This window comes from Phycicoccus sp. 3266 (assembly GCF_031456495.1).
In the GTDB taxonomy this organism is placed as follows: domain Bacteria; phylum Actinomycetota; class Actinomycetes; order Actinomycetales; family Dermatophilaceae; genus Pedococcus.
In genome coordinates this window covers 66,408-89,831 of record NZ_JAVDUW010000005.1, presented here as the reverse complement: position 1 = coordinate 89,831, position 23,424 = coordinate 66,408, and the positions used below count along the sequence as shown (strand labels likewise).

Genomic DNA, 23,424 nt, shown 5'->3' with positions numbered 1-23,424 from the left:
AGCATGGCTGCACCACTACAACCACCACCGACCCCACACCGCCTGCGGCAACAAGCCACCCATCACCCGCTTGACCAACCTGTCAGGTCAGTACAGCTAGGCCGGGTCAGGGGGCTCGACCGTCACGCGGTCGGGCCGCGCCGCGTCAGGACTCGACGGCGACCGCTGGCCAGCCCGGCCCGTGCGTTCCGGGGACGCTCGAATGCCCGGCTGCGGCGTGTGCCGGTGCGCGGGTCCTAGGACTCGAGCGCCACGGCGGGCCATCCCGGCTCGGCAACGGGGGCCCCGGTGGGCGTGGTGACGTCGTCGGAGATCACGGTCACGTCGTGCGACGCGACGAGGTCGGGCTGTCCGGAACCGTCAGGGTGCTCGGAACCGCCGGTGTCCGCGGCCCTGGAGTGGAGGGCGTTGGCCTGGTCGACGAAGTGCCTGGCGATCTCGCGCAGGTCCAGACGGCTCTTGTGCGACAGGGCGCTCAGGTAGGCGAAGGCGGCGTGGTCGTCGAGGCCGAGGCGCTCCATCGCCAGGCCGACCGCCTTGCCCACCACCCGGTTCGTCTCGAGGGCGACCGTGAGCTGGTGCTCGCGCTGCGCCTGCGCCAGGGCCAGCGCCGCCTGGCCGGCGAGGAGCTTGGCCTGTGCCAGCCGAGCCATGTCCACGGGCTGGTATGCCGCGGAGTACAGGTTGAGCGCCCCGAACGTCCTGTTCCCGAGGACGAGGGGCACGCTGAGGATCGACCGCACGCCGGCCTCGACGGCGCGAGACATGAACGGAGCCCAGCGGTGCTCGCTCTCGGCGTCGTCGGTCACGACCGTGTGGTCCTCGCGGAGGGCGGTGAGTCCCGGCCCCTCGTCGAGGTCGTTCTGCAGGGAGTCGAGGTCCCAGACGAGCTGGTGGTTCGCGACCAGGGTGGTGTACGTGCCCGACCGGTTGGCGCCGCTGATGCCGACGAACGTCCCGGGCGCCCACATCTCGGCCATCTCCAGGAGGGACTCCAGGGCCGGCAGGACGGCGCCCCCGCACCAGGCCGAGGCGCGCCCGTCGAGGGCGACGACGTGCGTCGATGGCGAAGGCTTCACGGCGACTCCGATCCACTGCGGTGAGGTGGTCACCAAGCGGTCGCGTTGCTGGGACGAGTCGCCTGAGGGTCACGAAGGGTGCCCGGTGCGGCCCGGGCCTGGACCTTTGCGCATCCTACGCCGGTTTTCGACCAGATCGCCCCCTGACCTGCGCATTGTCAGCATTGACGGGCGCGCCACGTCCACCCGTGCGTCATCGGGCACCGGTCGCCGCAGGCGTCGACCGCGTGTCAGCGATGCGACCCGCGCCCGTCCTCGTGCCGACTACACTCGGTGTTGGATCGCACAACCGACGTCGTGTCGGGCCGCGATGGAATCGAGAAGCCTGATGGCTGGCAACTCCGGACTGCCCCATCATTCGGTGCAGGCACTCGCCCACTTGGTCAGCGTGGTTCGGCAGGCTCGTGTCGTCGTCGAGGACTGCCGCTCGGCGCCGCACACGCAGCAGGACCTGGTGCAGGCCCGAGGCGATCTCCTCGCGGCGATGCAGGAGTATGCCGGCGCTCTGCGTGACAACAACCTGCCGGTTCCGCCACGACTTCGGGACGAGCTGCGCCTGTACCTCGACCTGAACCGGTCCCGTCCGGTCGACGGCCGACGCGGTCTGTAGACGTGCCGACGTGGTCTGTGGACGTGCCGACACGCCCCCGAGGCTGAGGGACCCGGCTGCTTGAGCCCCTCAGCCCTGTTCCTGCGCTACCCCGGGTGAGGTGAACCCATGTCCGTCCGGCCGAAGTTTCGGTGGCGGGGTTCGGCGGCACCGTGGTTCGCACGGACCGGTCGGCGCTGGGATCCGCAGAGACGTCTGGTGGGGCAGGTCGGGCTTGAACCGACGACCGACGGATTATGAGTCCGCTGCTCTGACCGACTGAGCTACTGCCCCGCGCCAGCCCGGCTCGCACCGCGCTGGGCGCCGGAAGCCTATCGGCCTGCGCAGGGTCGCTTCACAGGGTGGCGCCGACCTGACAGCGGGCGCACGGCTGCGGCTGCCCGCCGCCACAGCCCCGGCCCCGACGGTGGAGGTCCACCACCCGAAGGAGAACCCTCGTGAAGATCCGCATCGTCCCCGTCGCCGCCGGTCTGGCCGCAGCCGCAGGCATCGCCATCACCGGCGCGTCCCTGGCCAACGCCGCGCCCGCGACCTCCACCGTCGCCACGGCATACACCGCCCCGCAGGGGAGCGGCGAGATGCCGGGCGGCCAGCCGCCCCGGAGCAACGGCAACACCGACCCCAGCAAGCCCATGCGCAGCGACGAGAGGCTGCTCACCGGCGACGTCGCCGCCAAGGTCACCGCGGCGGCCAAGAAGAAGGAACCGACCGCCACCATCCAACGCGTGGAGACCGACTCCGACGGCGTGTACGAAGCGCACATGGTGCGCACCGACGGCACCCAGATCATCGTGCAGGTCGACAAGGCGTATGCCGTGACGAACGTGCAGGTGATGGGGCAGGGCGGCCCCGGCGGCCAGCGCCCGGGCAGTTCTGGCAGCTCCCAGCAGGGGCAGACCTCAACGCCCAGCGCCACCAGCTGACCCCTGTCCCGGCGGGGCGGTCCCCACTGGTGTCCGCCCCGCCCGACGCGGCACGGGCGTGATTCTTGGGAATGCTGGTGCTGCCGGTGCTTGTGGTGCACAATGGGGCCTCAGCACGCACAACTGAACAGCCGCGGCACACACGCCGAGCTCTCGTGACGAGGTCGTTGGGGAAGACGTCCCTCACACACGAAGGAGGCCCGGATGTCTGTCGCGATGCCGCGTGTCATGACTCGCGGGGTGGTGTTCGTCCACTCCACCCCCACGGCGCTGTGCCCGCACATCACCTGGGCGCTCGAGTCGGTCCTCGAGACCAGGCTCTCCATCGACTGGACGCGTCAGCCTGCCGGTGCCTCACTGGTCCGCGCGGAGTTCCCGTGGAGCGGTGTGCAAGGCACCGGCGCCAAGCTCGCCTCGACCCTGCGCGGGTGGGACAACCTGCGCTACGAGATCACGGAGGAGCCCAGCCCGGGCGCCGACGGCTCTCGGTGGTCGCACACGCCCAGCCTCGGCATCCACCACACGTGGACGTCGGCGAGCGGCGACGCGGTCGTCAACGAGGACCGCCTGCGGGAGGTGCTGCGGCTGTCCCAGGGCTCGCCCGAGGCCATGGCCGAGATGCTCGACGAGCTGCTCGGCACCGACTGGGACGACGAGCTCGAGCCCTTCCGGTATGCCGGGGACGGGGCCCCCGTCCGCTGGCTGCACAAGGTGGGCTGAGCCCCACCGGGACACCCGCTGCGACCTGCACGTTTCCTGCCTTCCGGGGCTCGGCCGCTACCCTTCTGCGCTGATCCTTGACCCCAGGAGGACCGTGTGAGACCCCGTCATGCGCTCACAGGCGTCGTGGCAGCGGTCGGCGGCATCGCCCTGCTCTGGTGCGCGTGGCTGGTGCTGCGGGCCGACCTGACCACCGGCACGACCGTCGCCGTCGTCGTGCTCTGGCTGCTCGCCGCCGGCGCCGTCGCGACCCTCGCGGCATACGTCCGCGAGGTCGAGCGGCACCGCGCCGACCGGGCACGGCACCGGTCCTCGGCCAAGCCCCTTCCCGGCCTCGTCCTCCTCTGGGTGGCCGGGCTGACCGCGCTGGCCGCGTTCCCGTTCATGCTCTCGGAGTCGAGCGCGGCGGGGGCGAGCTCGGCGGACCCCGACCCCGCCCCGGCCGGCGCGGTGGACACCCCGGCCGCCCCGACGAGCTCGAAGCCGGTGCCGTCGCGGACGTCGCCGACCAGCCCGTCGCGGGGAGCCACCCGCACCCCGTCGCCCACCAGCACGTCGGCTGCTCCCAGGACGACGTCCCGTCCGGTGACGACGTCGACCACGACGTCGACCGTCCGCCCTTCGACGACGACCACCACCACGCCGCGGCCGACCACGTCGACGACGACCTCCGGGCCGCTCATCACGATCACCGTGCCGCCGGTGCGGACCAAGGGCCACTGAGCGCCCACCTCGGCGCCGGCGGGTCAGCCCACCAGCAGCGCCATCGGGAACGGCCGTCGGCCGGCGCGCTGGCGCAGCGCGACCAGGCTCGCCGTGTCGAAGACCTCTGCCGGCAGCAGCCAGTACCGCCCGGTCATCGCCACCACGACGATCCCGTCGAACTGCTCGACGGTGTGCAGCAGGTCGTAGCTCACCTCGTGCGAGCAGTGGTGCCCGCGCACGCGCAGGGAGTGCGGGCCCACGACGACCCCGACGAGCTGGCCGGGGGCCAGGTTGCGTGCGACTGCAGCGCTCGTCGACAGCCGCACCATGGCGAGCGCGACCACCGGGCACAGTGCGGTGGCGCAGACGAGGATGCCTGCAGACGACGCCAGGAGCTCGGGGCGCAAACCGGGGCCCGTCAGCTCCGTCGTCACGGTGGGCAGCCACAGCAGCGCAACCGCTCCGAGCAGCATCGCGAGGGTCTGCGGTCGGCGAAGGACGTGGCGGCGTGCGGCCCGCAGCGCGCGTCGTGCCATCTGCTCGTCGACGACGACGATCGCCTCGCGTGCGCCCTCGTCGGCGCCGACCACTTCCCGCATCGTGTTCCCTCCTGCTGCCCCGGCAGGAGGCTAGGACCCGCTGACCGCCCCGTGGGTGCTGTGACCTGCAGGTCTGACCGAACGGATGAGGACGGGAGCGCGTCCCGCCCTCACAGGCAGCGGCCCTACTCTGGTGAGCTGCCCCACGGAACCAAGGAGCACGCGTGACAGCCCTCGTCCTCGTCGCAGTGGTCGCCACCGTCCTGACCACCGCGGCGTTCCTCGTCGCTGCGCGCGACCGCGACCCCGCCGACGCCCGGCACGCCCGCGGCGCGTCCCCGGTGGCACGTGTCCTGGGCCCGCTGCCCGGGCTGGTCCTGGCCGGGGCCCTGCTCGTCCCGGTGCTGCCGGCCACGGATGTCGCCTGGTCCGTGATGGCCCTGTGGGCCACCACGCTGGTGTGGGTGCCCGTCACCAGCCGCTGGTCGTCCCTGGGGCACGCGAGCTGGGCACTGTCCGCCTCGACGGGCATGGCGTACGTCGTCGCCATGGCGCTCTGGACGACGTCCTCGGGCCTCTCCGGCCTCAGTGCCGTGGGAGCGTGGGCCCTCTGGGCACTCGAGGTGGCGGCGTACGTCCTCGTCCTCGCCTACGGGTGGGAGATCCACGACGCGCTGGCGTCCCGGACCTGGCGTCGTCGTCTCGGCCGCGGCGCCGGTCCGGCGCCGGTGGGGGCGGACGAGCACCACCCGTTCGTGTCGATCCACGTCCCGAGCCACCGCGAGCCGCCGGACATGGTGATCGCCACCCTGCGGTCCCTGCTCGACCTGGACTACCCGGCATACGAGGTGCTCCTCGTCGACAACAACACCGACGACGACGCCCTCGTGGCCCCCGTCGAGGCGTTCTGCCGGGCGCACCCGGAGGTGCTGCGGTTCCACCGGCTGCTCGACTGGCCGGGGTTCAAGTCCGGGGCGCTCAACTACGCCGAGGAGCACAGCGACCCGCGGACCGAGCTCATCGCCGTCGTCGACGCCGACTACCAGGTGGACCCGGGCTGGCTGCGGGACACGGTGGGCGCGTTCGCCGACCCGTCGGTCGCCTTCGTCCAGACCCCGCAGGACTACCGCGACTGGACCGGCTCGCAGTACCTGCGGAGCCTCTACTACAGCTACGACTACTTCTTCGCGGTCTCCCAGCCCTCCCGCGACGAGCGGAACAGCGCGATCTTCGGCGGCACCATGGGGCTGGTCCGCCGCGAGGCGCTGCTCGACGTGGGCGGCTGGGACGAGTGGTGCGTCACCGAGGACGCCGAGCTCTCGCTGCGCCTGCTCGCCCGGGGGTGGTCGGGCCACCACGTGGACCGCACGTTCGGGCACGGCGTCATGCCCCTCACGTTCGAGGCGCTCAAGCGCCAGCGGTTCCGCTGGTGCTTCGGCGGCATGCAGATCCTCAAGCGGCACTGGCGCATGCTGATGCCCTGGCACCGCGGCACACGGCTGGGCCTCGCCCAGCGCGTCGGGTACCTCAACGGCGGCATCCAGTGGCTCGGCGACCTCGTCGGCCTGCTCTTCAGCCTCCTCGTGGTGCTGAGCCTGGTCGACCTGGCTCTGGGTGGTGGCCTCGTCGTCCGGCGGCTCAGCGGCCTGCTCGTCCTCGCCGTGCCCGCGCTCGTCCTCGTCGGGCTGCTGCGCGCGGTGGCGGTGGTCAAGGCCGTCGGACGGGACGCCACCTGGCGCGATGCCGTGGGGGCATTCCTCATCTGGCTGTCCCTCGGCTGGGTCGTGGCGATGGCCTGCGTCCGCGGGCTGGTGGAGCCCCGGGGTGTCTTCCTGCGCACGCCCAAGGTGCGCGGCGACGTCCACTGGTTCCAGGCGGTGCGAGCCCACCTCGTCGAGGTCGGGCTTGCCGTCGTGGCGCTCGCCAGTGCCGCCGCCGGCGTCGCGACCCGCCCCGGCTGGGTGACGGTGGGGCTCACGGGCCTGCTGGTCGTCCCCGTCGCCGGGTGGCTCGCCGCCCCGGCCCACAGCATCGCGGCGATGCGGGCGGACCTGCCGGCCGACCTGCGCCGCCGGCGCACCGCCGAGTGGGCGCGCGGGTGGTGGGGTCCGCGGGCTCGCACCTCCGTGGCGACCGTCGCCGGCGTCGGCGCCCTGGCTGCCGTGGTGATGCTCCTCGTGCAGCCGACCTCGCACGAGGCACCGCGCACCGCCGCCGTCCCGCGGGTGGGGCCGTCGCCCACGCACCAGTCCTCGGCACGTCACGCCCCCAGCACGTCGGCCACCACCACGTCGTCGACCACCTCGGCGGTCGGGGTCGCGCCCCTCGGGGTGACGACCTCGCCCACGAGCAGGTCCGAGTCCTCCTCGACCTCGCCGTCCTCGACCACCCGGTCCACGTCGGCATCCCCGACGCCCTCGGGGTCGCCCACGACGGTGCCGTCGCCCACGAGTGTGGGCAGCCCCACCTCGGCCGGCAGCCCGACGTCGGTGGGCAGCCCGACGAGCCGGCCGACCCGGACCACGCCCACGCCCACGCACCGGCCCACGACCACCAAGCGCCCCTGACCCGACTCCCGGCATCACGGAGCCGGGCAGCGACCCGGACACGCCGGGGTCGGCCATCGACCCGGACGTGACGGAGCCGGGCAGCGACACGAGGTGCCGCTGCCCGGCTCGGCGACCGGGAGGTCGGTCAGACGCTGGTGAAGAGCACGGCGACGTTGTGGCCGCCGAAGCCGAAGCTGTTGTTCAGCGCCGCGATGTCGCCCTCGGGCAGCTTGCGCGCCTCGCCGCGGACGACGTCGAGGTCGATCTGCGGGTCGAGGTCGTCGACGTTGATCGTCGCCGGCGCGATGCGGTGGTGCACCGCGAGGATCGTCAGCACGCCCTCGAGCGCGCCGGCCGCGCCGAGCAGGTGCCCGGTCATCGACTTCGTCGCGCTGACCGGCATGCCGTCGGCGTCGGCGCCGAAGGCCCGGCGGATCGCGTTGGACTCGGCCACGTCACCGACCGGCGTGGAGGTGGCGTGAGCGTTGATGTGGACGACGTCCTTGGGCGTGAGGCCGGCGGACTGCACGGCCTCGCGCATCGCCCGGGACGCCCCGGCGCCCTCCGGCTCAGGGGCCGTGATGTGGTGGCTGTCGGAGGACATCCCGATGCCGGAGAGCTCGGCGTAGATGGTGGCGCCCCGCGCCTTGGCCGCCTCGTACTCCTCGAGCACGATGACCGCGGCACCCTCGCCGAGGACGAACCCGTCCCGGGCGGTGTCGTACGGGCGGGAGGCGCGCTCGGGGTCGTCGTTGCGGGTCGACAGGGCCTGCATCGCCGCGAAGCCGGAGATCGGCAGCGGGTGGACGGCGGCCTCGGTGCCACCGGCCACCGCGATGTCGGCACGCCCGCTGCGGATCATCTCCGCGGCATACCCCATGGCCTCCAGGCCCGACGCGCACGCGGACACCGGAGTGTGGGCGCCGGCCCGCGCACCGAGGTCGAGGGACACGGCGGCGGACGAGGTGTTGGGCATGAGCATCGGGACCGACAGCGGGAAGACGCGTCGAGGGCCCTTCTCCCGCAGCGTGTCCCAGGCGTCGAGGAGGGTCCACACGCCGCCGATGCCGGTGCCGATGCACGCGGCGAGCCGCTCGGGGTCGACCTCGGGGGCGCCGGCGTCGGCCCACGCCTCTCGCGCCGCGATGAGCGAGTACTGCGCGGACGGGTCGTTGCGGCGGACCTCGACCTTGGTGAGCACGTCGAGCGGCTGGGTGTGGATGGTGGCAGCGAAGTGCACCGGGAGCTCGTACTTCTGCACCCACTCGAAGTCCATGGTGCGGGCGCCGGAGCGGCCCGCGAGGATGGCGTCCCACGTCTCCGTGGCGGTGCCGCCGACCGGGGTGGTGGCGCCGATGCCCGTGACGACGACGCGTCGCTGTGCGGTCATGACTGGGGGTGCTCCTTCGTTCGCGTGGGGTGCGGTGAGGGGCGGCGGCCCACGCCGGGCCCGTGTCCTGGCACCAGTGTGCCGGGTGGCCCGGCGGGGCCGCCGCTCCTGCGGGCTCAGCCCTGGTTCTTGGCGATGAACGAGACGGCGTCGCCGACCGTCTTGAGGTTCTTCACCTCGTCATCGGGGATGCGGACGCCGAACTTCTCCTCGGCGTTGACGACGATCGTCATCATCGAGAGGGAGTCGATGTCGAGGTCGTCGGTGAAGGACTTCTCCGGCTGCACCGACTCGGTGTCGAGACCGGTCTCCTCGTTCACGATCTCGGCCAGACCCTCGAGGATCTCCTGCTCGCTCTGCGCCATTGGCTTGCGCTCCTTAGATGTGTGTCGCTTGCGTGTCGTGCATCGGTCGGTGGCCCGGTTTCCCGCGGGCCGTCGGGGGTCTCAGGGAAGGACGACGACCTGCGCGGCATACACCAGGCCGGCGCCGAAGCCGATCTGGAGTGCGAGGCCGCCGTGGGGCGCCTCGCCCTCGCGCAGCATCCGCTCCGTCGCGAGTGGGATGGAGGCGGCCGAGGTGTTCGCGGTCTGGGCGATGTCGCGGGCGACGGGGATGTCGGCGGGCAGCTTGAGCTGCTTGATCATCGCGTCGATGATCCGCATGTTCGCCTGGTGCGGGATGAACGCGTCGAGGTCCTCGGCCCGCACGCCCGCCGCGTCGAGCGCCTTCTGGGCGACGGGGGCCATGCCCCACACCGCCCAGCGGAAGACGGACTGGCCGGCCATGCCGATCGCGGGGGAGCCCACGCCGTCGTTCTGCTTCAGCTCGACCCACGAGTCGCGCTGGCTGATGGTCCGCCACTGCGAGCCGTCCGAGCCCCAGACGGTCGGGCCGATGGCCGGGGTGTCGGACGGGCCGACGATCGCGGCACCGGCGCCGTCGCCGAAGATGAAGGCCGTGCCGCGGTCGCGGGGGTCGGTGAAGTCCGACAGCTTCTCGACGCCGACCACGAGGACGTGCTGGGCCGAGCCGCCGCGGACCATGTCGCTCGCCAGGCTGATGCCGTGGCAGTACCCGGCGCAGGCCGCGCTGATGTCGAAGGCGGCACCCCGGATGCCGAGCCGGTCGGCGAGGATCGGGGCGGCGGCCGGGGTCTGGTACGGGTGGGTCACCGTGGCCACGATGACCGCGTCGACCTGGGCCGCCTCGAGACCCGCGGCCTCGAGGGCCTGCCGGGTCGCGGCCTCGGACATGTCGACCACCGACTCCTCGGGCGCGGCGAACCGGCGCTCGATGATGCCCGAGCGCTCGCGGATCCACTCGTCGGAGGAGTCGATCAGGTCGACGATCTCGGAGTTGGGCACCACGCGCTCGGGACGGTAGCCGCCGACGCCCATGATGCGGGCGTAGCGGGCACCTTCCGGTGCGGTGATGGTGCCGGTGGCCTTGGGGGCTGGGGTCGTCATGTCAGGCTTCCTGCGCATCGGTGGGGGAGGTCGGTGCGCCGGCGGGGTCGCCGCCGTGCTCGCGAAGGAGGGTGCGGGCCGCCTCGAGGTCGTCGGGGCTCTTCACCCCCAGTGTGGCGACGCCGGGCATCCCGCGCTTGGCGAGGCCGACGAGGGTGCCGGCCGGGGCCAGCTCGAGGACGGCGGTGACGCCGAGGTCGACGAGGGTCTGCATGCAGCGGTCCCAGCGCACCGGGTTGCTCACCTGGGCGACGAGCCGCGACAGTGCGTCCGCGCCGTCGCCGACCGCCGCGCCGTCGGCGTTCGACAGCAGCGTGACGCCGGGGTCGCTGACGTCGAAGTCCGCGCTGAGCTCGCGCAGCGCGTCGACGGCGGGCGCCATGTGCGAGGTGTGGAACGCGCCGGCGACCTGCAGCGGGATGACCCGCGCCTTGGCCGGCGGGTCCGCCGCGAGGGCCTGCAGCTGCTCGAGCGTGCCGGCCGCCACGGTCTGGCCGGCGCCGTTGGCGTTCGCGGGGGTGAGGCCGTGCCGCTCCAGCACCGCCAGCACCTCCTGCGGGTCGCCGCCCAGGACGGCGCTCATGCCGGTCGGGGTGACGGCGGATGCCGCGGCCATGCCGGCGCCGCGCTCGCGCACGAAGACCATGGCGTCGTGGTCGCCCAGCACGCCGGCGAGGGCGGCCGCGGTGATCTCACCGACGGAGTGGCCGGCCACGGCGGAGACCCCGGCGGCGGCTGGGCCCTGGGGCAGCAGCACGCTCGCGGTGGCCAGCCCGGCGGCGACGATCAGCGGCTGGGCGACGGCGGTGTCCTTGATGGTCTCGGCGTCCGACGTGGTGCCGTGTGCGACGAGGTCGATGCCCGCCACGTCCGACAGCGACTCGAGCCGGGAGCGGAACTCCGGCAGCTCGAGCCACGGGGTGAGGAAGCCGGGGGTCTGGGAGCCCTGTCCGGGGCAGAGGATCGCGAGCACGGCCCCAGCCTTCCGAGTACGCGGGGTCGGGGTCGTGACCGTTCGCGACGAACTTGGCGGGCGTGGTTTGGAGGATTCCTCCAAACCACGCACCCGGTGTCACGTCGGTGTGGTCCGTCTCACAACCCCCGCGGGACGGCTCAGGCGGCCGAGGGCGAGGGCGATCCGCACCGTGTGCGCGTCGTGGGGGTCGGTCAGCTGGTAGCCGGTGAGGTCCGCGATCCGCCCGAGGCGGTACCGCACGGTGTTCGGGTGCACGAACAGCAGCCGCGCGGTGCCCTCCAGGCCCCCGCCGGACTCGAGGTAGACCGACGCGGTCTCCAGCAGGACGCCTCCGGAGTGGGTCGTCAGCGGGTGCCAGATCCGGTCGAGCAGCAGGGCCCGGGCGGGGGCGTCGCCGACGAGGACGCGCTCGGCGAGGAGGTCGTCGGCGGCGACCGGGCGGGGCGCCTCGGGCCAGGCCTGCGCGCAGCTCTGCCCGGCCAGGGCCGCCCGGGCCGAGCGCCCTGCGGCGAACAGGTGCGGCACGGTGGGCCCCACCACCAGGGGCCCCTCCCCGAAGTGGTCGCCCACCTCGCGGGCCGCCGCCAGCGGGTCGTCGACGTTGCCGAAGATGCACACCAGCCGCCGGCCCTGGACCGCGGCGAGGGTGTCGACGCCGACGCGTTCTGCCGCCCGCCGCAGGCCGTCCACGACGCCGGCCGGGCTGCCGTGCGGCGTGCTGCCGGCGACGACGGCCACCCGCGTGGTCGAGCCCCAGCCGAGCGCCGCGGCCCGGGACTGCATCGAGTCGTCGGCCTCGCCGCGGAGCACGGCGTCGACGACCAGGCCTTCGAGCCGGGCGTCCCAGGCGCCGCGGGCCTCCGCGGCGTGCGCGTAGACCTCCGCCGCGGCGAACGCGATCTCGCGGGAGTAACGCAGCACCGCCTCGCGCAGGGCCTGCTCCTGCCCGGGCTCGGCGAGGGCGGTGGCGTCCTGCTCGACCACGTCGACGACCGAGCGGACGAGGTCGAGGGTGTGCCTCAGGGTGATGGACCGGGTGAGCTCGCGCGGGGCGGTACCGAAGACGTCCGCGGTCACCGGCGCCTGGTCGCCGCCGTGGCGCAGCCAGGCGATGAAGGCCGCGATACCGGCCTGGGCGACCAGCCCGACCCAGGACCGGTCCTCCGCGGACAGGGCGCGGTACCAGTCGTGGGACGCCTCCATCCGGCGGGTGGCCGCGCTCGAGAGCTCCCCGGCCGAGCGCTCGACGCGCTGGACGGTGTCCGACGAGAAGCCCAGGTCCGCAGGCGGCATACGCGGGAGTCTATTTGTATGCCGCCCACAACGGCTGCATGCCGCCGGTGACCCGGCGCGCGGGTCCGGCAGGTGGCCCTTTCGGCCGGAATCGCGCAGACCGGTCGAAAAGCCGCAGGGGGCCGCCGGCCGTGCCCTAGAGTCCACCGCCGTGGGGGACCGTCTGCACAGGACCGTGCGTGCTCTCGCGGCGGCCGCGGCGCTCGCCGCCGGGCTCGCCGTCGCCGCTCCCGGCCCGGCCGGGGCGCTGCCCCGGGACCCGGACCGGGTGCCCTCGTTGGTGTCGTCGGCCATGGTGGTGGCCCACCGGGGCGCGTCCGGCTACCGGCCCGAGCACACGCTCGAGGCCTACCGCGTCGCCGTGGCGCAGGGAGCCGACGCGATCGAGCCGGACCTCGCCTCGACCCGTGACCACGTCCTCGTCGACACGCACGACGTCGAGCTGTCGAGCATCACCGACGTCGCCGACCACCCCGAGCTCGCCGACCGCAGGACCACCAAGCAGGTCAGCGGAATCACCCAGACCGGCTGGTTCGTCGACGACCTCACGCTGGCCGAGCTGAAGACGCTCAGGGTGCGCGAGCGCATGCCCGCGATCCGCCCCGCCAACACGGCCTGGGACGGCACGTTCGAGGTGCCGACCCTCGACGAGGTGCTGGCCCTGCGGGCCGAGCTCAGCCGGTCGACCGGCCGCGCGGTCGTCGTGTACCCCGAGTCGAAGAACCCCACCTACTTCCGGGCCGAGGGCCTCCCGCTCGAGGAGCCGCTGGTGGCCGCGCTCCGGGCGAACGGGCTGGACTCCGCGACCGCGCCGGTGCTGGTCCAGTCGTTCGAGCCGACCTCGCTGCGCCACCTGCGCAACGACCTCGGGGCGCGCACCCGGCTCGTGCAGCTCGTCGGCGGGGGTCGCCCGTACGACTTCACGGTCTCCGGCGACCCGCGGACGTTCGCCGACCTGTCGACCGCCACCGGACTGGCCTGGGTCGCCCGGTACGCGTGGGCGGTCGCCCCCGACGTGTCCCTGGTGCTCCCGCGGCGCTCGGACGGGCGGCTCGGCACGCCGACCGGGCTGGTGCGACGCGCCCACGCCGCCGGCCTGCGCGTGCACGTCTACACGCTGCGCGCCGAGAACCTGTTCCTGCCCGTCGACTACCGCACCGGCACGGACCCCGCGACCATCGGCCGGGCGGTGGACTACGACGGCGCGGTGCTGCGCGCCGGTGTCGACGGCATGTTCTGCGACCAGCCCGACCTCTGCCTCACCGCCCGCGCCCGCCACCACGTGCTGCTGCTCCGCACCTGGCACAAGCCGCGACGCTGACCCGCGGCTCGCGCGCCCAGGTGGTGCCGCAGCGTCCGCCGGGCCGACGGCCCGCCGGAGCCGCGGCCCGCCGGAGCCGGCGGCCCCGGTCAGACGTGGTCGCGCCAGGAGTGCCGCGGCTCGTACCCGAGGACCCGCCGCGCCTTGTCGATGCACAGCAGCGTCTCGTGCTCACCGAGGTCGCGACGCACCTCCACGCCGGGGTACACCTCCGCCATGAGCGACGCGCTGGACCGGCTCATCACGGTGTCGGCGTTGGCGATCACGAACACGTCCGCGCCCGGCACGTCGTGCGCCAGACCACGCTCCACGGCCTGCGCCCCGTCGCGGGCGTCGATGTAGCCCCACAGGTTCCAGCGCCGCGCCTGCGGGTCGGCGTCGAACGACGGGAACTGCGCGTAGTCCTCGACCTCCATGACGTTGGAGAAGCGCAGGCCGACCGCGACGAGCTCGGGGTCCCAGCGGCAGAAGTGGCGCGCCATCTCCTCCTCGAGCGCCTTGTTGAGCGAGTACGTCGACTCGGGCCGGGGCGCGTACTCCTCGTCGACCGGGGCGTAGGGCGGCGGGGTGTCGAACGGCAGCCCGAGCACGGTCTCGCTCGAGGCCCAGACGACCTTGCGGATGCCGAGGGCGCGCGCCGCCGCGAAGACGTTGTAGGTGGAGGCGGAGTTGTTGGCGTAGGTCACGGCGTTGGAGTGCAGGCCCGGCTGCGGGACCGCAGCGAGGTGCACCACCGCGTCCGCGGGCCCGTCGTGCTCGTCCACGCTGCCCGACAGGGCCTCGACGACCTGCCCGTAGTCGGTGAGGTCGACCAGCATGAACTCACCCTCGACCTGCCTGGGGTCGCGGCCGCCGGCCCGGTCGACCGCGAGCACGTCGAGGCCCAGGTCGCGCAGGTGCGCGACGACGGCGCGGCCGAGCTTGCCGGTCGCCCCGGTGACGACGACGCGGCGGGGGAGTGAGGCGCTGGGAGTGGAGGTCATGGGTCCATCCTCGCGGCCGCGCGTGCGTCCCGCACCCGTCGCAGGACGCCCGGCGCCGGTCGCCGGCCTTCGTGCGGGCCCGGACAGCGGTATGCCGCCCGCTCGAGGTGAGCGGGCGGCATACCGTTGGTGCGCCTGGGAGTCGGACGCGTCAGGCGTCGCCACCCGCGGTGCCGGAGGTGCCGGCGGTGACGTCGAGCAGGCGGTACCGCTGCGCCGCCTCCCGCGCCATGCTGGCGTCGACCTCGCCGCGCTGGACGAGCATCTGCAGCGCCCGCACCGCGACCGAGGGGCCGTCGATGTGGAAGAAGCGGCGCGCGGCCGGACGGGTGTCGGAGAAGCCGAACCCGTCGGCGCCTAGCGAGGCGAAGTCGCCCGGCACCCACTGGGCGATCTGGTCCTGCACCTGGCGCATGTAGTCGCTCACCGCCACGACCGGGCCCGGCCGGTCGCGCAGCTTCTCGGTGACGTACGGCGTGCGGTTCTCGCCGTCGGGGTGCAGGAACCGCTGCTCGTCGCACGCCATGGCGTCGCGGCGCAGCTCGCTCCACGAGGTCACCGACCACACGTCGGCGACGACGCCCCAGTCGTTGCGCAGCAGCTCCTGTGCCTCGAGCGCCCACGGCACGCCGACGCCGGAGGCGAGCAGCTGCACCCGCGGGGCGTCGTCGGGCAGGCCGTCGGAGATCCCCGGCGCGAAGAGGTACATGCCGCGCAGGATGCCTTCGCGGTCGACGTTCTCCGGCTCGGACGGCTGGCTCATCGGCTCGTTGTAGACCGTCATGTAGTAGATGACGTTCTCCGGGTCGTCGCCGTACATGCGGCGCAGCCCGTCCTCCATGATGTGGCCGATCTCGAACGCGAACGCCGGGTCGTAGGACACGACGGCCGGGTTGGTCGCGGCGAGGATGGGGCTGTGGCCGTCGGCGTGCTGCAGGCCCTCACCGGTCAGGGTGGTGCGGCCGGCCGTGGCGCCGATGAGGAAGCCACGGGTCATCTGGTCGGCGGCCGCCCAGATCGAGTCCGCGGTCCGCTGGAAGCCGAACATCGAGTAGAAGACGTAGATCGGCACCATCGGCACGCCGTGCGTGGCGTAGGACGTGCCGGCCGCGGTGAACGCCGCGACCGAGCCGGCCTCGTTGATGCCGAGGTGCAGGATCTGGCCCTGCGCCGACTCCTTGTAGGAGAGCATCAGCTCGGCGTCGACCGAGGTGTAGTTCTGCCCGTGCGGGTTGTAGATCTTGATCGTCGGGAAGAACGCGTCCATGCCGAACGTGCGCGCCTCGTCCGGGATGATCGGCACCACGTGCTTGCCGAACTCCTTGTCGCGCATGAGCTCCTTGAGCAGCCGCACGAACGCCATCGTCGTGGCGACCTGCTGCTTGCCGGTGCCCTTCTTCACCACCGCGTAGGACGAGTGGTCGGGCAGCTTGAGCGGCTCGTGCTCGACCCGGCGGGCAGGCAGCGGGCCACCGAGCTTCTCGCGGCGCTCGCGCAGGTACTTGATGGTCGGGTCGTCCGGTCCCGGGTGGAAGTACGGCGGCGCGTACGGGTCCTTCTCGAGCACCTCGTCGGTGATCGGCAGCTTGAGGCTGTCGCGCAGGCCCTTGAGGTCGTCGAGGGTCAGCTTCTTCATCTGGTGCGTGGCGTTGCGGCCGGCGAAGTGCGAGCCGAGGCCGTAGCCCTTGATGGTCTTGGCGAGGATGACCGTCGGCTGCCCGTTGTGGTTCATCGCCGCCTGGTAGGCCGCGAAGACCTTGCGGTAGTCGTGGCCTCCGCGCTTGAGCTTCCACCAGACGTCCTCGTCGGACCAGTCCTTGACCATGTCGCGGGTGCGCGGGTCACGGCCGAAGAAGTTCTCGCGGACGTACTTGCCGTCGTTGGCGCGGAAGGTCTGGTAGTCGCCGTCGCTCGTGGTGTTCATGAGGTGCACCAGGGCGCCGTCGCGGTCCGCCGCGAGCAGCGGGTCCCACCCGCGGCCCCAGACGACCTTGATGACGTTCCAGCCGGCGCCGCGGAAGAACGCCTCGAGCTCCTGGATGATCTTGCCGTTGCCGCGCACCGGCCCGTCGAGCCGCTGCAGGTTGCAGTTGATGACGAACGTGAGGTTGTCGAGCTCCTCCTGGGCGGCGAGCTGCAGCAGGCCGCGCGACTCGGGCTCGTCCATCTCGCCGTCGCCGAGGAACGCCCAGACGTGCTGCTGGCTGGTGTCCTTGAGGCCGCGGTTGTGCAGGTACTTGTTGAACTGGGCCTGGTAGATCGCGTTCATCGGGCCGATGCCCATCGACACGGTCGGGAACTGCCAGAAGTCAGGCATGAGGCGCGGGTGCGGGTACGACGGCAGCGCGAGCGGCTGCCCGGCCACGATGTGGCTCTTCTCCTGGCGGAAGCCGTCGAGCTGGTCCTCGGACAGGCGGCCCTCGAGGTAGGCGCGGGCGTACATGCCGGGGGAGGCGTGGCCCTGGAAGAAGACCTGGTCGCCGCCGCCCGGGTGGTCGGCCCCGCGCCAGAAGTGGTTGAAGCCCACCTCGTACAGGGTCGCCGCGGAGGCGTAGGTGGAGATGTGGCCGCCGACGGAGATGTCGGGGCGCTGGGCGCGGTGCACCATGACGGCGGCGTTCCAGCGCAGGTACGCGCGGTAGCGGCGCTCGACCTCCTCGTCGCCGGGGAACCACGGCTCCTGCTCCGGGGAGATCGTGTTGATGTAGTCGGTGGCGGTCAGCGACGGCACGCCGACCTGCTGCTCGCGGGCGCGCTCGAGCAGCTTGAGCATCACGTACCGGGCCCGGTTGCGCCCGCCGGCGTCGATGACGCCGTCGAGCGAGTCGAGCCACTCCCGGGTCTCCTCGGGGTCGATGTCCGGGAGCTGGCTGGGGATGCCGTTGAGGATGGGTCCGGCTTCCTCGCGTGCGGCCACGGTCGTGAGTCCTTTCTCGCGCTGCGGCCGCGGGGGTGCCTGCGGCCCTGTGTCCATCTTCCACCCCGACGAGGTGCACGTCACAACCGGCCGTGCCTACTGACCGGTATGCGGAGCAGCCGGCGGCCGGCGTCGTCGCCGGTCAGAGGCCCAACCGGTACCCGCCGGCGTAGACGGTCATGCGCGGCGGGCGGGTGAAGCCGACGAGGGTGAGGCCCGACTCCGTGGCGAGCTGCACCGCCAGTGACGACGGCGCGGACACCGCCACGAGGGCCGGGATGCCAGCCATGACGGCCTTCTGCACGAGCTCGAAGCTCGCCCGTCCGCTCACCACCAGGACGTGCCCGGTGAGGGGGAGCAGTCCCTCGCGACCGGCCCAGCCCACGACCTTGTCGACGGCGTTGTGCCGCCCGACGTCCTCGCGGACGACCAGCGGCTCGCCCTCGGCCGTGAAGATCCCCGCGGCGTGCAGCCCGCCGGTGCGGTCGAACACCTTCTGCCGCTCGCGCAGCCGGTCGGGCAGTCCGGCCACCACGGCCGGCGACAGGCGCACCGGGTCGTCGGCCACGGCATACGGGCTCGTCGCGGTGATGGCGTCGACGCTGGTCTTGCCGCACACCCCGCACGCGCTGGACTGGTAGCCGGAGCGGGCGGTCCGGTCGAGGTCCGGGACGACGCCGGGGGCCAGCGTCACGTCGACGACGTTGTAGGTGGGGGAGCCGGACTCGTCCTCGTCGAGGCAGTGCATCAGCTGCGCCACCTCGACGGCCTTGGTCACGACGCCCTCGGTCAGCAGGTTGCCCAGGGTGAGGTCGAAGTCGTCGCCGGGGGTGCGCATCGTGACCGTGACCGGGTGCCCGGCGACGCGGATCTCGAGCGGCTCCTCCACGGCGAGGGTGTCGGGACGCGACGTGGTGCGCACGCCACCGTCCTCGAGGACCTCCACGCGCGTGCTCGGCGCCCGCTGCGTCACCCGTCCCATGCCCCGACTGTATGCCGGGTGGCCGCGAGGGGCTCGGGACGTGACCTGCGGCGGATAGGTTGGGACCGTGAGCGACGAGCCAGCCGCCCCCGCCCCGGCGCCCCTCGCCGTGCGGCTCCACGAGGACGGGGCCGTGCCGTGGCAGCCGGTGTCGCCGCGGCTGGTGGTCGCGCGGTCGCTGGTGCTGCTCGCGACAACCGCCCTGCCGCTCGTGGGAGCCGTGGTGCTCGCCGTGCTCGTCACTTCCTGGGCCTGGCTCGCGGTCGTGGTGGTGCTCGCTGCCCTGGCCTGCGGAATGTGGGTCGTGCGCCGTCAGGTGCCGGCCATCACCTGGGCGGAGGGGCCGGAGGAGCTCGTCATCCGCAGGGGCCGGCTGTTCCGCAGCCTCGTGAGCGTGCCGTACGGCCGCCTGCAGTTCGTCGACCTGCAGTCCGGACCCCTGTTGCGACGCCTCGGCATGGCGACCATCGAGCTGCACACCGCCTCGCCGGCGAGCGGCGGGTCGATCCCCGGCCTGCCCACCGAGCTCGCGGAGGGACTGCGCGAGCGGCTGGCGGCTCGGGGCGAGTCGCAGCGGGCGGGCCTGTGACGCAGCCCGGTCCCGACGAGGCCGGCCTCACCCCGAGCGGGGTGCCGGCCCCGGTCCCGGACGTGGCCCGGGCAGGGGTGGACGAGGCCGACGGCTGGCAGCACCTGCACCCGCTGTCGCCCCTGCTGCGCGGTGGGATCGCGTCGGTCGCCGTGCTCGCGTACATCCTGTCCCAGCAGCTCGACACGCTCTTCGGCGCCGACCGCGAGGACCCCACCGGGGGACACCTGGGCTGGGCCGCGGTCGCGGTGCTCGTCGTCCTGGTGCTCATCGTGGCCGGCGCCTGGGTGTCGTGGCGGTTCTCGCGCTACCGCCTCGGCGGCACGCTGATCGAGCTGCGGACCGGCGTGCTGTTCCGCCAGCACCGACAGGTGCGGTTCGACCGCATCCAGGCCGTCGACGTGGGGCGACCCCTGCTGGCGCGGCTCGTCGGCCTCTCCGAAGTGGTCGTGCAGTCGGCCGGCGGGCGCGACGCCAACCTCAAGCTGGCGTTCCTGGGCGACCCGACCGCGCGGGCGGTGCGGGAGCGGCTCGTCGAGCTGGCCCGGTACAGCGACGAGGCCACCACGACGAGCGCGGCGGAGCCGGTGGAGCGCGACCCGGCCGCAGCGTCGCACAGCGACGGGCTCGCGGCCGCCGCCCCGGTCACCGCGGCGACCCGCGTGCTGACCGTCCCCAACACCCGCATCGTGCAGTCGATCGTCTACACCGGGCCCGCGCTGACCTTCCTGCTCGCGGTGCCCGCCCTGCTCACCTCCCTCGCCCTCGGCGCCGGCGGAATGGTCGCCTGGCTCGGGCCGACGACGCTCGGCATCGGCGGCTCGCTGCTCAAGCGGCTGACCCGTGAGGCGAACTTCGAGCTGCACCACCAGGGCGACCGGCTCCGCATCCGGCACGGCCTCACCGACCTGCGGACGACGACCGTGCCGCTGCACCGCGTCCAGGCGGTCGAGCTGCGCCAGCCGCTGCCGTGGCGGCTCCTCGGGTGGTGGCGCATCCGGGTCAACGTCGCGGGCGTGGGCGGCAGCCGTGAGGAGGACACCGAGACGGTCGTGCTCCCCGTGGGCACGCGGGAGGAGGCCCTGGGGGTCCTCGAGCTGCTGCGACCCGGCATACCGGACGACGTCATGGTGGGGGCCATGCAGGGCAGCGGCGCCACGCAGGGGTTCGTCATAGCGAGCCGCCGGGCGGCGCTTCTCGACCCGCTGGGCTGGCGCCGCCTCGGGTATGCCGCCCTGCCGGACTGCCTGGTGCTGCGGCACGGCCGGCTGTACCGGACCGCGCAGGTGGTCCCGCACGCCCGCATCCAGTCGATGCGGGTCACCCAGGGCCCCCTGCAGCGGCACCAGGGCGTGGCCACGGTGTCGCTGGTCTCGACCCCGGGACCGGTCGGCCCCGTCGTCGAGCACCTGGACGTCGGGCAGGCCCACCGGCTGCTGGACGAGCAGTCCGCCCGCTCGGGCGCCGCGCGGCGGCTGGCGGTCCGGCCGGTGCCCTGACCAGCGGCGATGGGGCCGGTCCGGTTGCGGGTGGGGCCGACGGCCGCTCCGGGCCAGTCCGACGGCTGGGAAACGGTGGCATCTTCGGCTGACTCGGTTGCATATCGGGTCCGGGCGCGGTGGACTGTCCCGCAATCGGTCCGCAGAGGGAAGTGGAGAAGGGTGTGAGCACGCCAGCTCGTCCGGCGCAGCAGCCGTCGGTGGGCCGCCTCGGCCTCACTGCGGGACAGGTCGTGCAGGAGTTCGGCTACGACTCGGACGTGGACGACGACTTCCGGTTCGCCATCGAGGACCTCACGGGCACCGAGCTCGAGGACGAGGACTACGGCGACGTCGCCGACGCCGTCCTCATCTGGTGGCGCCAGGACGACGGGGACCTCGTCGACGCGGTCGTCGACGGACTCACCAACCTCGCCGAGGGCGGGTCGATCATCGTCCTGACCCCCAAGGCCGGGCGTCCCGGGCACGTCGACGCCAGCGACCTCGAGGAGGCCGCGACGACGGCCGGCCTGCACACCTCCGGCGCCGTCAACGCCTGCGACGACTGGACGGCCACCCGGCTGGTCGCCCCCAAATCGGTGCGACGCTGAGTCCGCTGGCAGAATTCCTGCCATGACCGCACCCCTCGCCGTGGGCGACAGCGCCCCGGACTTCACGCTCAAGGACCAGAACGGCCAGGACGTCACGCTCTCGGAGTTCCGCGGGCAGAAGAACGTCGTCATCGTGTTCTACCCGTTCGCCTTCTCCGGCATCTGCACCGGCGAGCTGTGTGAGATCCGCGACAACCTCGGCGCCTTCGTCGGCGACGACGTGCAGGTGCTGGCGATCTCGTGCGACCACATGTTCAGCCAGCGCGCCTGGGCCGACAAGGAGGGGTACTTCTTCCCGCTGCTGTCGGACTACTGGCCCCACGGCGCCGTGGCCGAGTCCTTCGGTGTCCTCAACGAGAAGGCGGGCGCCGCGGTGCGCGGCACGTTCCTCGTCGACCGCGAGGGCGTCATCCGCTGGTCGCTGGTCAACGAGATCGGTGAGGCCCGCGACTTCTCCGGCTACCACGCCGCGCTCGCCGAGCTGCGCTGACGGCGACGCGGACGCACGCCGACCGTCGACCTGGACGCCGCCGCTCCCGCCAGCGGGGGACGGCCGGGACCTCCGTCGCTGCTAGCCTCACGCCTGACCCGCCGCCGGTGGGTCAGGGGCCTGTAGCTCAGCTGGCAGAGCGCCACGTTTACACCGTGGATGTCGTCGGTTCGACCCCGGCCGGGCCCACGTGCAGCTCACCCTCGCCGACGTCGTCGGCGTCCTCGAGGACCTCTACCCACCCCACACCGCGCAGTCGTGGGACCGCGTCGGCCTCGTGGCCGGTGACCCGGCCCAGCCGATCAGCCGGGTCCATTTCGCCGTCGACCCCACCATGGCGGTCATCGAGGAGGCCCGTGCGCTGGGCGCCGACCTCCTCGTGACGCACCACCCGCTGCTCCTGCGCGGGGTCCACAGCGTCGCCACCACCAGCGCCAAGGGCGCGAGCGTCTCCGCGCTCGTCGTGCACGACATCGCCCTCTGGGTCGCCCACACCAACGCCGACGTCGCCGACCCGGGCGTGAACGACGCCCTGGCGCACGCGTGCGGGCTGACGGACCTCGAGCCGCTGACGGTCGTCGAGGGGCAGGCCCTCGGGCGCGTCGGCGTGCTGACCGAACCGCTGCGCCTGGCCGAGCTCGCCGAGCGCCTCCACGCCGCGCTGCCGCACGCCGCCGGGGGGCTCCGGGTCGCCGGGCCGGCTGACGCCGAGGTGCGCCGGGTGGCCGTGATGGGCGGTGCCGGGGACGACCTGTTCGACGCGGTCCGGGCGAGCGGGGCGGACGTGTACGTCACCGCGGACCTGCGCCACCACCCTGCGCTCGAGGCCCGCGAGGAGGCGCGCGGCGGCACCCCGTACCTCGTCGACGCCGGCCACTGGGCGACCGAGTCGCTGTGGCTGGCGGGGGCGGCGGAGCGCCTCGTCGCGGCGCTTGCCGACGCCGGGTGGCCGCCATCTACAGTGGACACCCACATCTCCACCCTGCGCACCGACCCGTGGGACTTCGTCGTCGGAGCCACCCCTGCGCCCAGCGCACCACCAGATCTCGGAGGCACGTCCTGAACGCCGACCCGTCCCGCCAGTGGCGACTGCTCGACCTGCAGGCGATCGACACCCGGCTCGACCAGATCGCCCACTCCCGCAAGACGCTCCCGCAGCTGGCGCAGGTGCGGGCGCTGGAGGAGAAGGCGGAGGCGCTGGACTCGCTGCTCGTCCGCGCTCGCACCGAGCTCGGTGACATCCAGCGCGAGGTGGCCAAGGCCGAGGCCGACGTCCAGCTCGTCCGGGACCGCGCAGCCCGCGACCAGGCCCGGCTGGACTCCGGCACCGGCTCGGCCAAGGACCTCACCGCGATCCAGCACGAGCTCCAGTCGCTCGCCCGCCGCCAGTCCGAGCTCGAGGACGTCGAGCTCGAGGTGATGGAGCGGGCCGAGGACGCACAGTCCGCCGTCACCCAGCTCGAGGAGCAGAAGTCGATCCTGGCCGGCGAGATCGAGCAGGCCGCCGCGGCCCGCGACGAGGCGCTCGCCGACCTCGACAGGCAGGAGCGTGAGGTCGCCGCGCCGCGCGCCGACGTCGTCGCCGGGGTCGGTGCCGACCTGGTCGCGCTCTACGACAAGATCCGCGCCCAGAGCGGCGGCCTGGCGGCGGCGCCGCTGCGCCAGCGTCGTTGCGGGGGCTGCCAGCTCGAGCTCAACAACGTCGACATGAACCGCATCAAGGCGGCCCCTGCCGACGAGGTGCTCCGGTGCGAGGAGTGCCGCCGCATCCTCGTGCGCACCGCCGAGTCCGGCATCTGA

23 protein-coding genes and 2 tRNA genes are annotated in these 23,424 nt (G+C 73.2%); 14 read left to right on the top strand and 11 right to left on the bottom strand.

What is annotated here, in order from left to right:
* Nucleotides 1-100 (top strand): integrase core domain-containing protein (locus J2X64_RS19130; protein ID WP_310157957.1); only part of this gene is annotated, 100 nt, incomplete at its 5' end.
* Nucleotides 101-236: 136 nt separating this feature from the next.
* On the opposite strand, the gene J2X64_RS19125 is transcribed toward J2X64_RS19130, so the two are convergent.
* A complete protein-coding gene (locus J2X64_RS19125) occupies nt 237-1,079 on the bottom strand; it encodes a GAF and ANTAR domain-containing protein (RefSeq protein WP_310157953.1) in 843 nt (280 codons plus the stop codon).
* A gap of 328 nt (nt 1,080-1,407) precedes the next feature.
* On the opposite strand from J2X64_RS19125, the gene J2X64_RS19120 reads away from it, so the two are divergent.
* Complete coding sequence (locus tag J2X64_RS19120; RefSeq protein ID WP_310157951.1) at nt 1,408-1,689, top strand: hypothetical protein; 282 nt, start codon at nt 1,408-1,410, stop codon at nt 1,687-1,689.
* Nucleotides 1,690-1,885: 196 nt separating this feature from the next.
* Here the strand turns inward: J2X64_RS19120 and J2X64_RS19115 are convergent.
* Nucleotides 1,886-1,962, bottom strand: a tRNA-Ile gene (locus J2X64_RS19115).
* 164 nt (nt 1,963-2,126) lie between these two features.
* On the opposite strand from J2X64_RS19115, the gene J2X64_RS19110 reads away from it, so the two are divergent.
* From J2X64_RS19110 to J2X64_RS19100, 3 genes are all read left to right on the top strand, one after another.
* Nucleotides 2,127-2,612 carry a hypothetical protein gene (locus J2X64_RS19110; protein ID WP_310157948.1) on the top strand — a complete coding sequence of 162 codons (486 nt, stop codon included), beginning with the start codon at nt 2,127-2,129 and terminating at the stop codon, nt 2,610-2,612.
* 204 nt (nt 2,613-2,816) lie between these two features.
* Nucleotides 2,817-3,332 (top strand): DUF3145 domain-containing protein, encoded by a 516-nt coding sequence (locus tag J2X64_RS19105; protein ID WP_310157945.1) that lies wholly within the window; start codon nt 2,817-2,819, stop codon nt 3,330-3,332.
* Between the two features lie 96 nt (nt 3,333-3,428).
* Nucleotides 3,429-4,055 carry a hypothetical protein gene (locus J2X64_RS19100; protein ID WP_310157943.1) on the top strand — a complete coding sequence of 209 codons (627 nt, stop codon included), beginning with the start codon at nt 3,429-3,431 and terminating at the stop codon, nt 4,053-4,055.
* Nucleotides 4,056-4,078: 23 nt separating this feature from the next.
* Here the strand turns inward: J2X64_RS19100 and J2X64_RS19095 are convergent, their stop codons facing one another.
* Nucleotides 4,079-4,636 (bottom strand): hypothetical protein, encoded by a 558-nt coding sequence (locus tag J2X64_RS19095; RefSeq protein ID WP_310157940.1) that lies wholly within the window; start codon nt 4,634-4,636, stop codon nt 4,079-4,081.
* A gap of 164 nt (nt 4,637-4,800) precedes the next feature.
* On the opposite strand from J2X64_RS19095, the gene J2X64_RS19090 reads away from it, so the two are divergent.
* The gene (locus J2X64_RS19090) at nt 4,801-7,143 is read left to right on the top strand and encodes a glycosyltransferase (protein WP_310157938.1); all 2,343 of its coding nucleotides are present in this window, start codon (nt 4,801-4,803) and stop codon (nt 7,141-7,143) included.
* Between the two features lie 127 nt (nt 7,144-7,270).
* Here the strand turns inward: J2X64_RS19090 and fabF are convergent, their stop codons facing one another.
* From fabF to J2X64_RS19065, 5 genes are all read right to left on the bottom strand, one after another.
* Nucleotides 7,271-8,515: a beta-ketoacyl-ACP synthase II gene (fabF, locus tag J2X64_RS19085; protein ID WP_310157935.1), complete on the bottom strand. Its 1,245-nt coding sequence runs from the start codon at nt 8,513-8,515 to the stop codon at nt 7,271-7,273.
* 116 nt (nt 8,516-8,631) lie between these two features.
* Nucleotides 8,632-8,880: an acyl carrier protein gene (locus J2X64_RS19080; RefSeq protein WP_310157933.1), complete on the bottom strand. Its 249-nt coding sequence runs from the start codon at nt 8,878-8,880 to the stop codon at nt 8,632-8,634.
* A gap of 81 nt (nt 8,881-8,961) precedes the next feature.
* Nucleotides 8,962-9,984: a beta-ketoacyl-ACP synthase III gene (locus tag J2X64_RS19075; protein ID WP_310157931.1), complete on the bottom strand. Its 1,023-nt coding sequence runs from the start codon at nt 9,982-9,984 to the stop codon at nt 8,962-8,964.
* Between the two features lies 1 nt (nt 9,985).
* Nucleotides 9,986-10,957, bottom strand: coding sequence for an ACP S-malonyltransferase (locus J2X64_RS19070; protein ID WP_310157929.1), 972 nt, complete (start codon nt 10,955-10,957; stop codon nt 9,986-9,988).
* Between the two features lie 99 nt (nt 10,958-11,056).
* Nucleotides 11,057-12,253, bottom strand: coding sequence for a helix-turn-helix domain-containing protein (locus tag J2X64_RS19065; protein WP_310157926.1), 1,197 nt, complete (start codon nt 12,251-12,253; stop codon nt 11,057-11,059).
* A 151-nt stretch (nt 12,254-12,404) separates the two neighbouring features.
* Here J2X64_RS19065 and J2X64_RS19060 point away from each other — a divergent pair, with 151 nt between their 5' ends.
* Nucleotides 12,405-13,574, top strand: a complete 1,170-nt coding sequence (locus tag J2X64_RS19060) for a glycerophosphodiester phosphodiesterase family protein (protein WP_310157924.1) — start codon at nt 12,405-12,407, stop codon at nt 13,572-13,574.
* 89 nt (nt 13,575-13,663) lie between these two features.
* Here J2X64_RS19060 and J2X64_RS19055 read toward each other — a convergent pair whose 3' ends face one another.
* From J2X64_RS19055 to fdhD, 3 genes are all read right to left on the bottom strand, one after another.
* Nucleotides 13,664-14,557: an NAD(P)-dependent oxidoreductase gene (locus J2X64_RS19055; protein WP_310157920.1), complete on the bottom strand. Its 894-nt coding sequence runs from the start codon at nt 14,555-14,557 to the stop codon at nt 13,664-13,666.
* A gap of 151 nt (nt 14,558-14,708) precedes the next feature.
* Nucleotides 14,709-17,474: a pyruvate dehydrogenase (acetyl-transferring), homodimeric type gene (gene aceE / locus J2X64_RS19050; protein ID WP_310157917.1), complete on the bottom strand. Its 2,766-nt coding sequence runs from the start codon at nt 17,472-17,474 to the stop codon at nt 14,709-14,711.
* A gap of 142 nt (nt 17,475-17,616) precedes the next feature.
* Nucleotides 17,617-18,456, bottom strand: a complete 840-nt coding sequence (gene fdhD / locus J2X64_RS19045; RefSeq protein ID WP_310157915.1) for a formate dehydrogenase accessory sulfurtransferase FdhD — start codon at nt 18,454-18,456, stop codon at nt 17,617-17,619.
* Nucleotides 18,457-18,523: 67 nt separating this feature from the next.
* Between fdhD and J2X64_RS19040 the strand changes: the two genes are divergently transcribed.
* The 7 genes from J2X64_RS19040 to J2X64_RS19010 all read left to right on the top strand — a co-directional run bounded on the left by J2X64_RS19040 (nt 18,524) and on the right by J2X64_RS19010 (nt 23,424).
* Entirely contained in the window at nt 18,524-19,045 is a 522-nt protein-coding gene (locus tag J2X64_RS19040; RefSeq protein WP_310157912.1) for a PH domain-containing protein, read from the top strand.
* A complete protein-coding gene (locus tag J2X64_RS19035; RefSeq protein WP_310157909.1) occupies nt 19,042-20,544 on the top strand; it encodes a PH domain-containing protein in 1,503 nt (500 codons plus the stop codon). The genes J2X64_RS19040 and J2X64_RS19035 overlap by 4 nt, the downstream gene beginning before the upstream one ends.
* A gap of 164 nt (nt 20,545-20,708) precedes the next feature.
* The gene (locus J2X64_RS19030; RefSeq protein WP_310157906.1) at nt 20,709-21,134 is read left to right on the top strand and encodes a DUF3052 domain-containing protein; all 426 of its coding nucleotides are present in this window, start codon (nt 20,709-20,711) and stop codon (nt 21,132-21,134) included.
* A 22-nt stretch (nt 21,135-21,156) separates the two neighbouring features.
* The gene (locus J2X64_RS19025) at nt 21,157-21,624 is read left to right on the top strand and encodes a peroxiredoxin (RefSeq protein ID WP_310157905.1); all 468 of its coding nucleotides are present in this window, start codon (nt 21,157-21,159) and stop codon (nt 21,622-21,624) included.
* Nucleotides 21,625-21,740: 116 nt separating this feature from the next.
* A tRNA-Val gene (locus J2X64_RS19020) sits at nt 21,741-21,813 on the top strand.
* 1 nt (nt 21,814) lies between these two features.
* A complete protein-coding gene (locus J2X64_RS19015) occupies nt 21,815-22,687 on the top strand; it encodes a Nif3-like dinuclear metal center hexameric protein (RefSeq protein ID WP_310157903.1) in 873 nt (290 codons plus the stop codon).
* Complete coding sequence (locus tag J2X64_RS19010) at nt 22,621-23,424, top strand: C4-type zinc ribbon domain-containing protein (RefSeq protein WP_310157901.1); 804 nt, start codon at nt 22,621-22,623, stop codon at nt 23,422-23,424. The genes J2X64_RS19015 and J2X64_RS19010 overlap by 67 nt, the downstream gene beginning before the upstream one ends.

Coding starts and splice junctions, on each gene's coding strand:
- J2X64_RS19120 (WP_310157951.1), top strand. CDS start 1,408: ATGGCTGGCAACTCCGGACTGCCCCATCATTCGGTGCAGGCACTCGCC.
- J2X64_RS19105 (WP_310157945.1), top strand. CDS start 2,817: ATGTCTGTCGCGATGCCGCGTGTCATGACTCGCGGGGTGGTGTTCGTC.
- J2X64_RS19095 (WP_310157940.1), bottom strand. CDS start 4,636: ATGCGGGAAGTGGTCGGCGCCGACGAGGGCGCACGCGAGGCGATCGTC.
- fabF (WP_310157935.1), bottom strand. CDS start 8,515: ATGACCGCACAGCGACGCGTCGTCGTCACGGGCATCGGCGCCACCACC.
- J2X64_RS19080 (WP_310157933.1), bottom strand. CDS start 8,880: ATGGCGCAGAGCGAGCAGGAGATCCTCGAGGGTCTGGCCGAGATCGTG.
- J2X64_RS19075 (WP_310157931.1), bottom strand. CDS start 9,984: ATGACGACCCCAGCCCCCAAGGCCACCGGCACCATCACCGCACCGGAA.
- J2X64_RS19065 (WP_310157926.1), bottom strand. CDS start 12,253: ATGCCGCCTGCGGACCTGGGCTTCTCGTCGGACACCGTCCAGCGCGTC.
- J2X64_RS19055 (WP_310157920.1), bottom strand. CDS start 14,557: ATGACCTCCACTCCCAGCGCCTCACTCCCCCGCCGCGTCGTCGTCACC.
- fdhD (WP_310157915.1), bottom strand. CDS start 18,456: ATGGGACGGGTGACGCAGCGGGCGCCGAGCACGCGCGTGGAGGTCCTC.
- J2X64_RS19025 (WP_310157905.1), top strand. CDS start 21,157: ATGACCGCACCCCTCGCCGTGGGCGACAGCGCCCCGGACTTCACGCTC.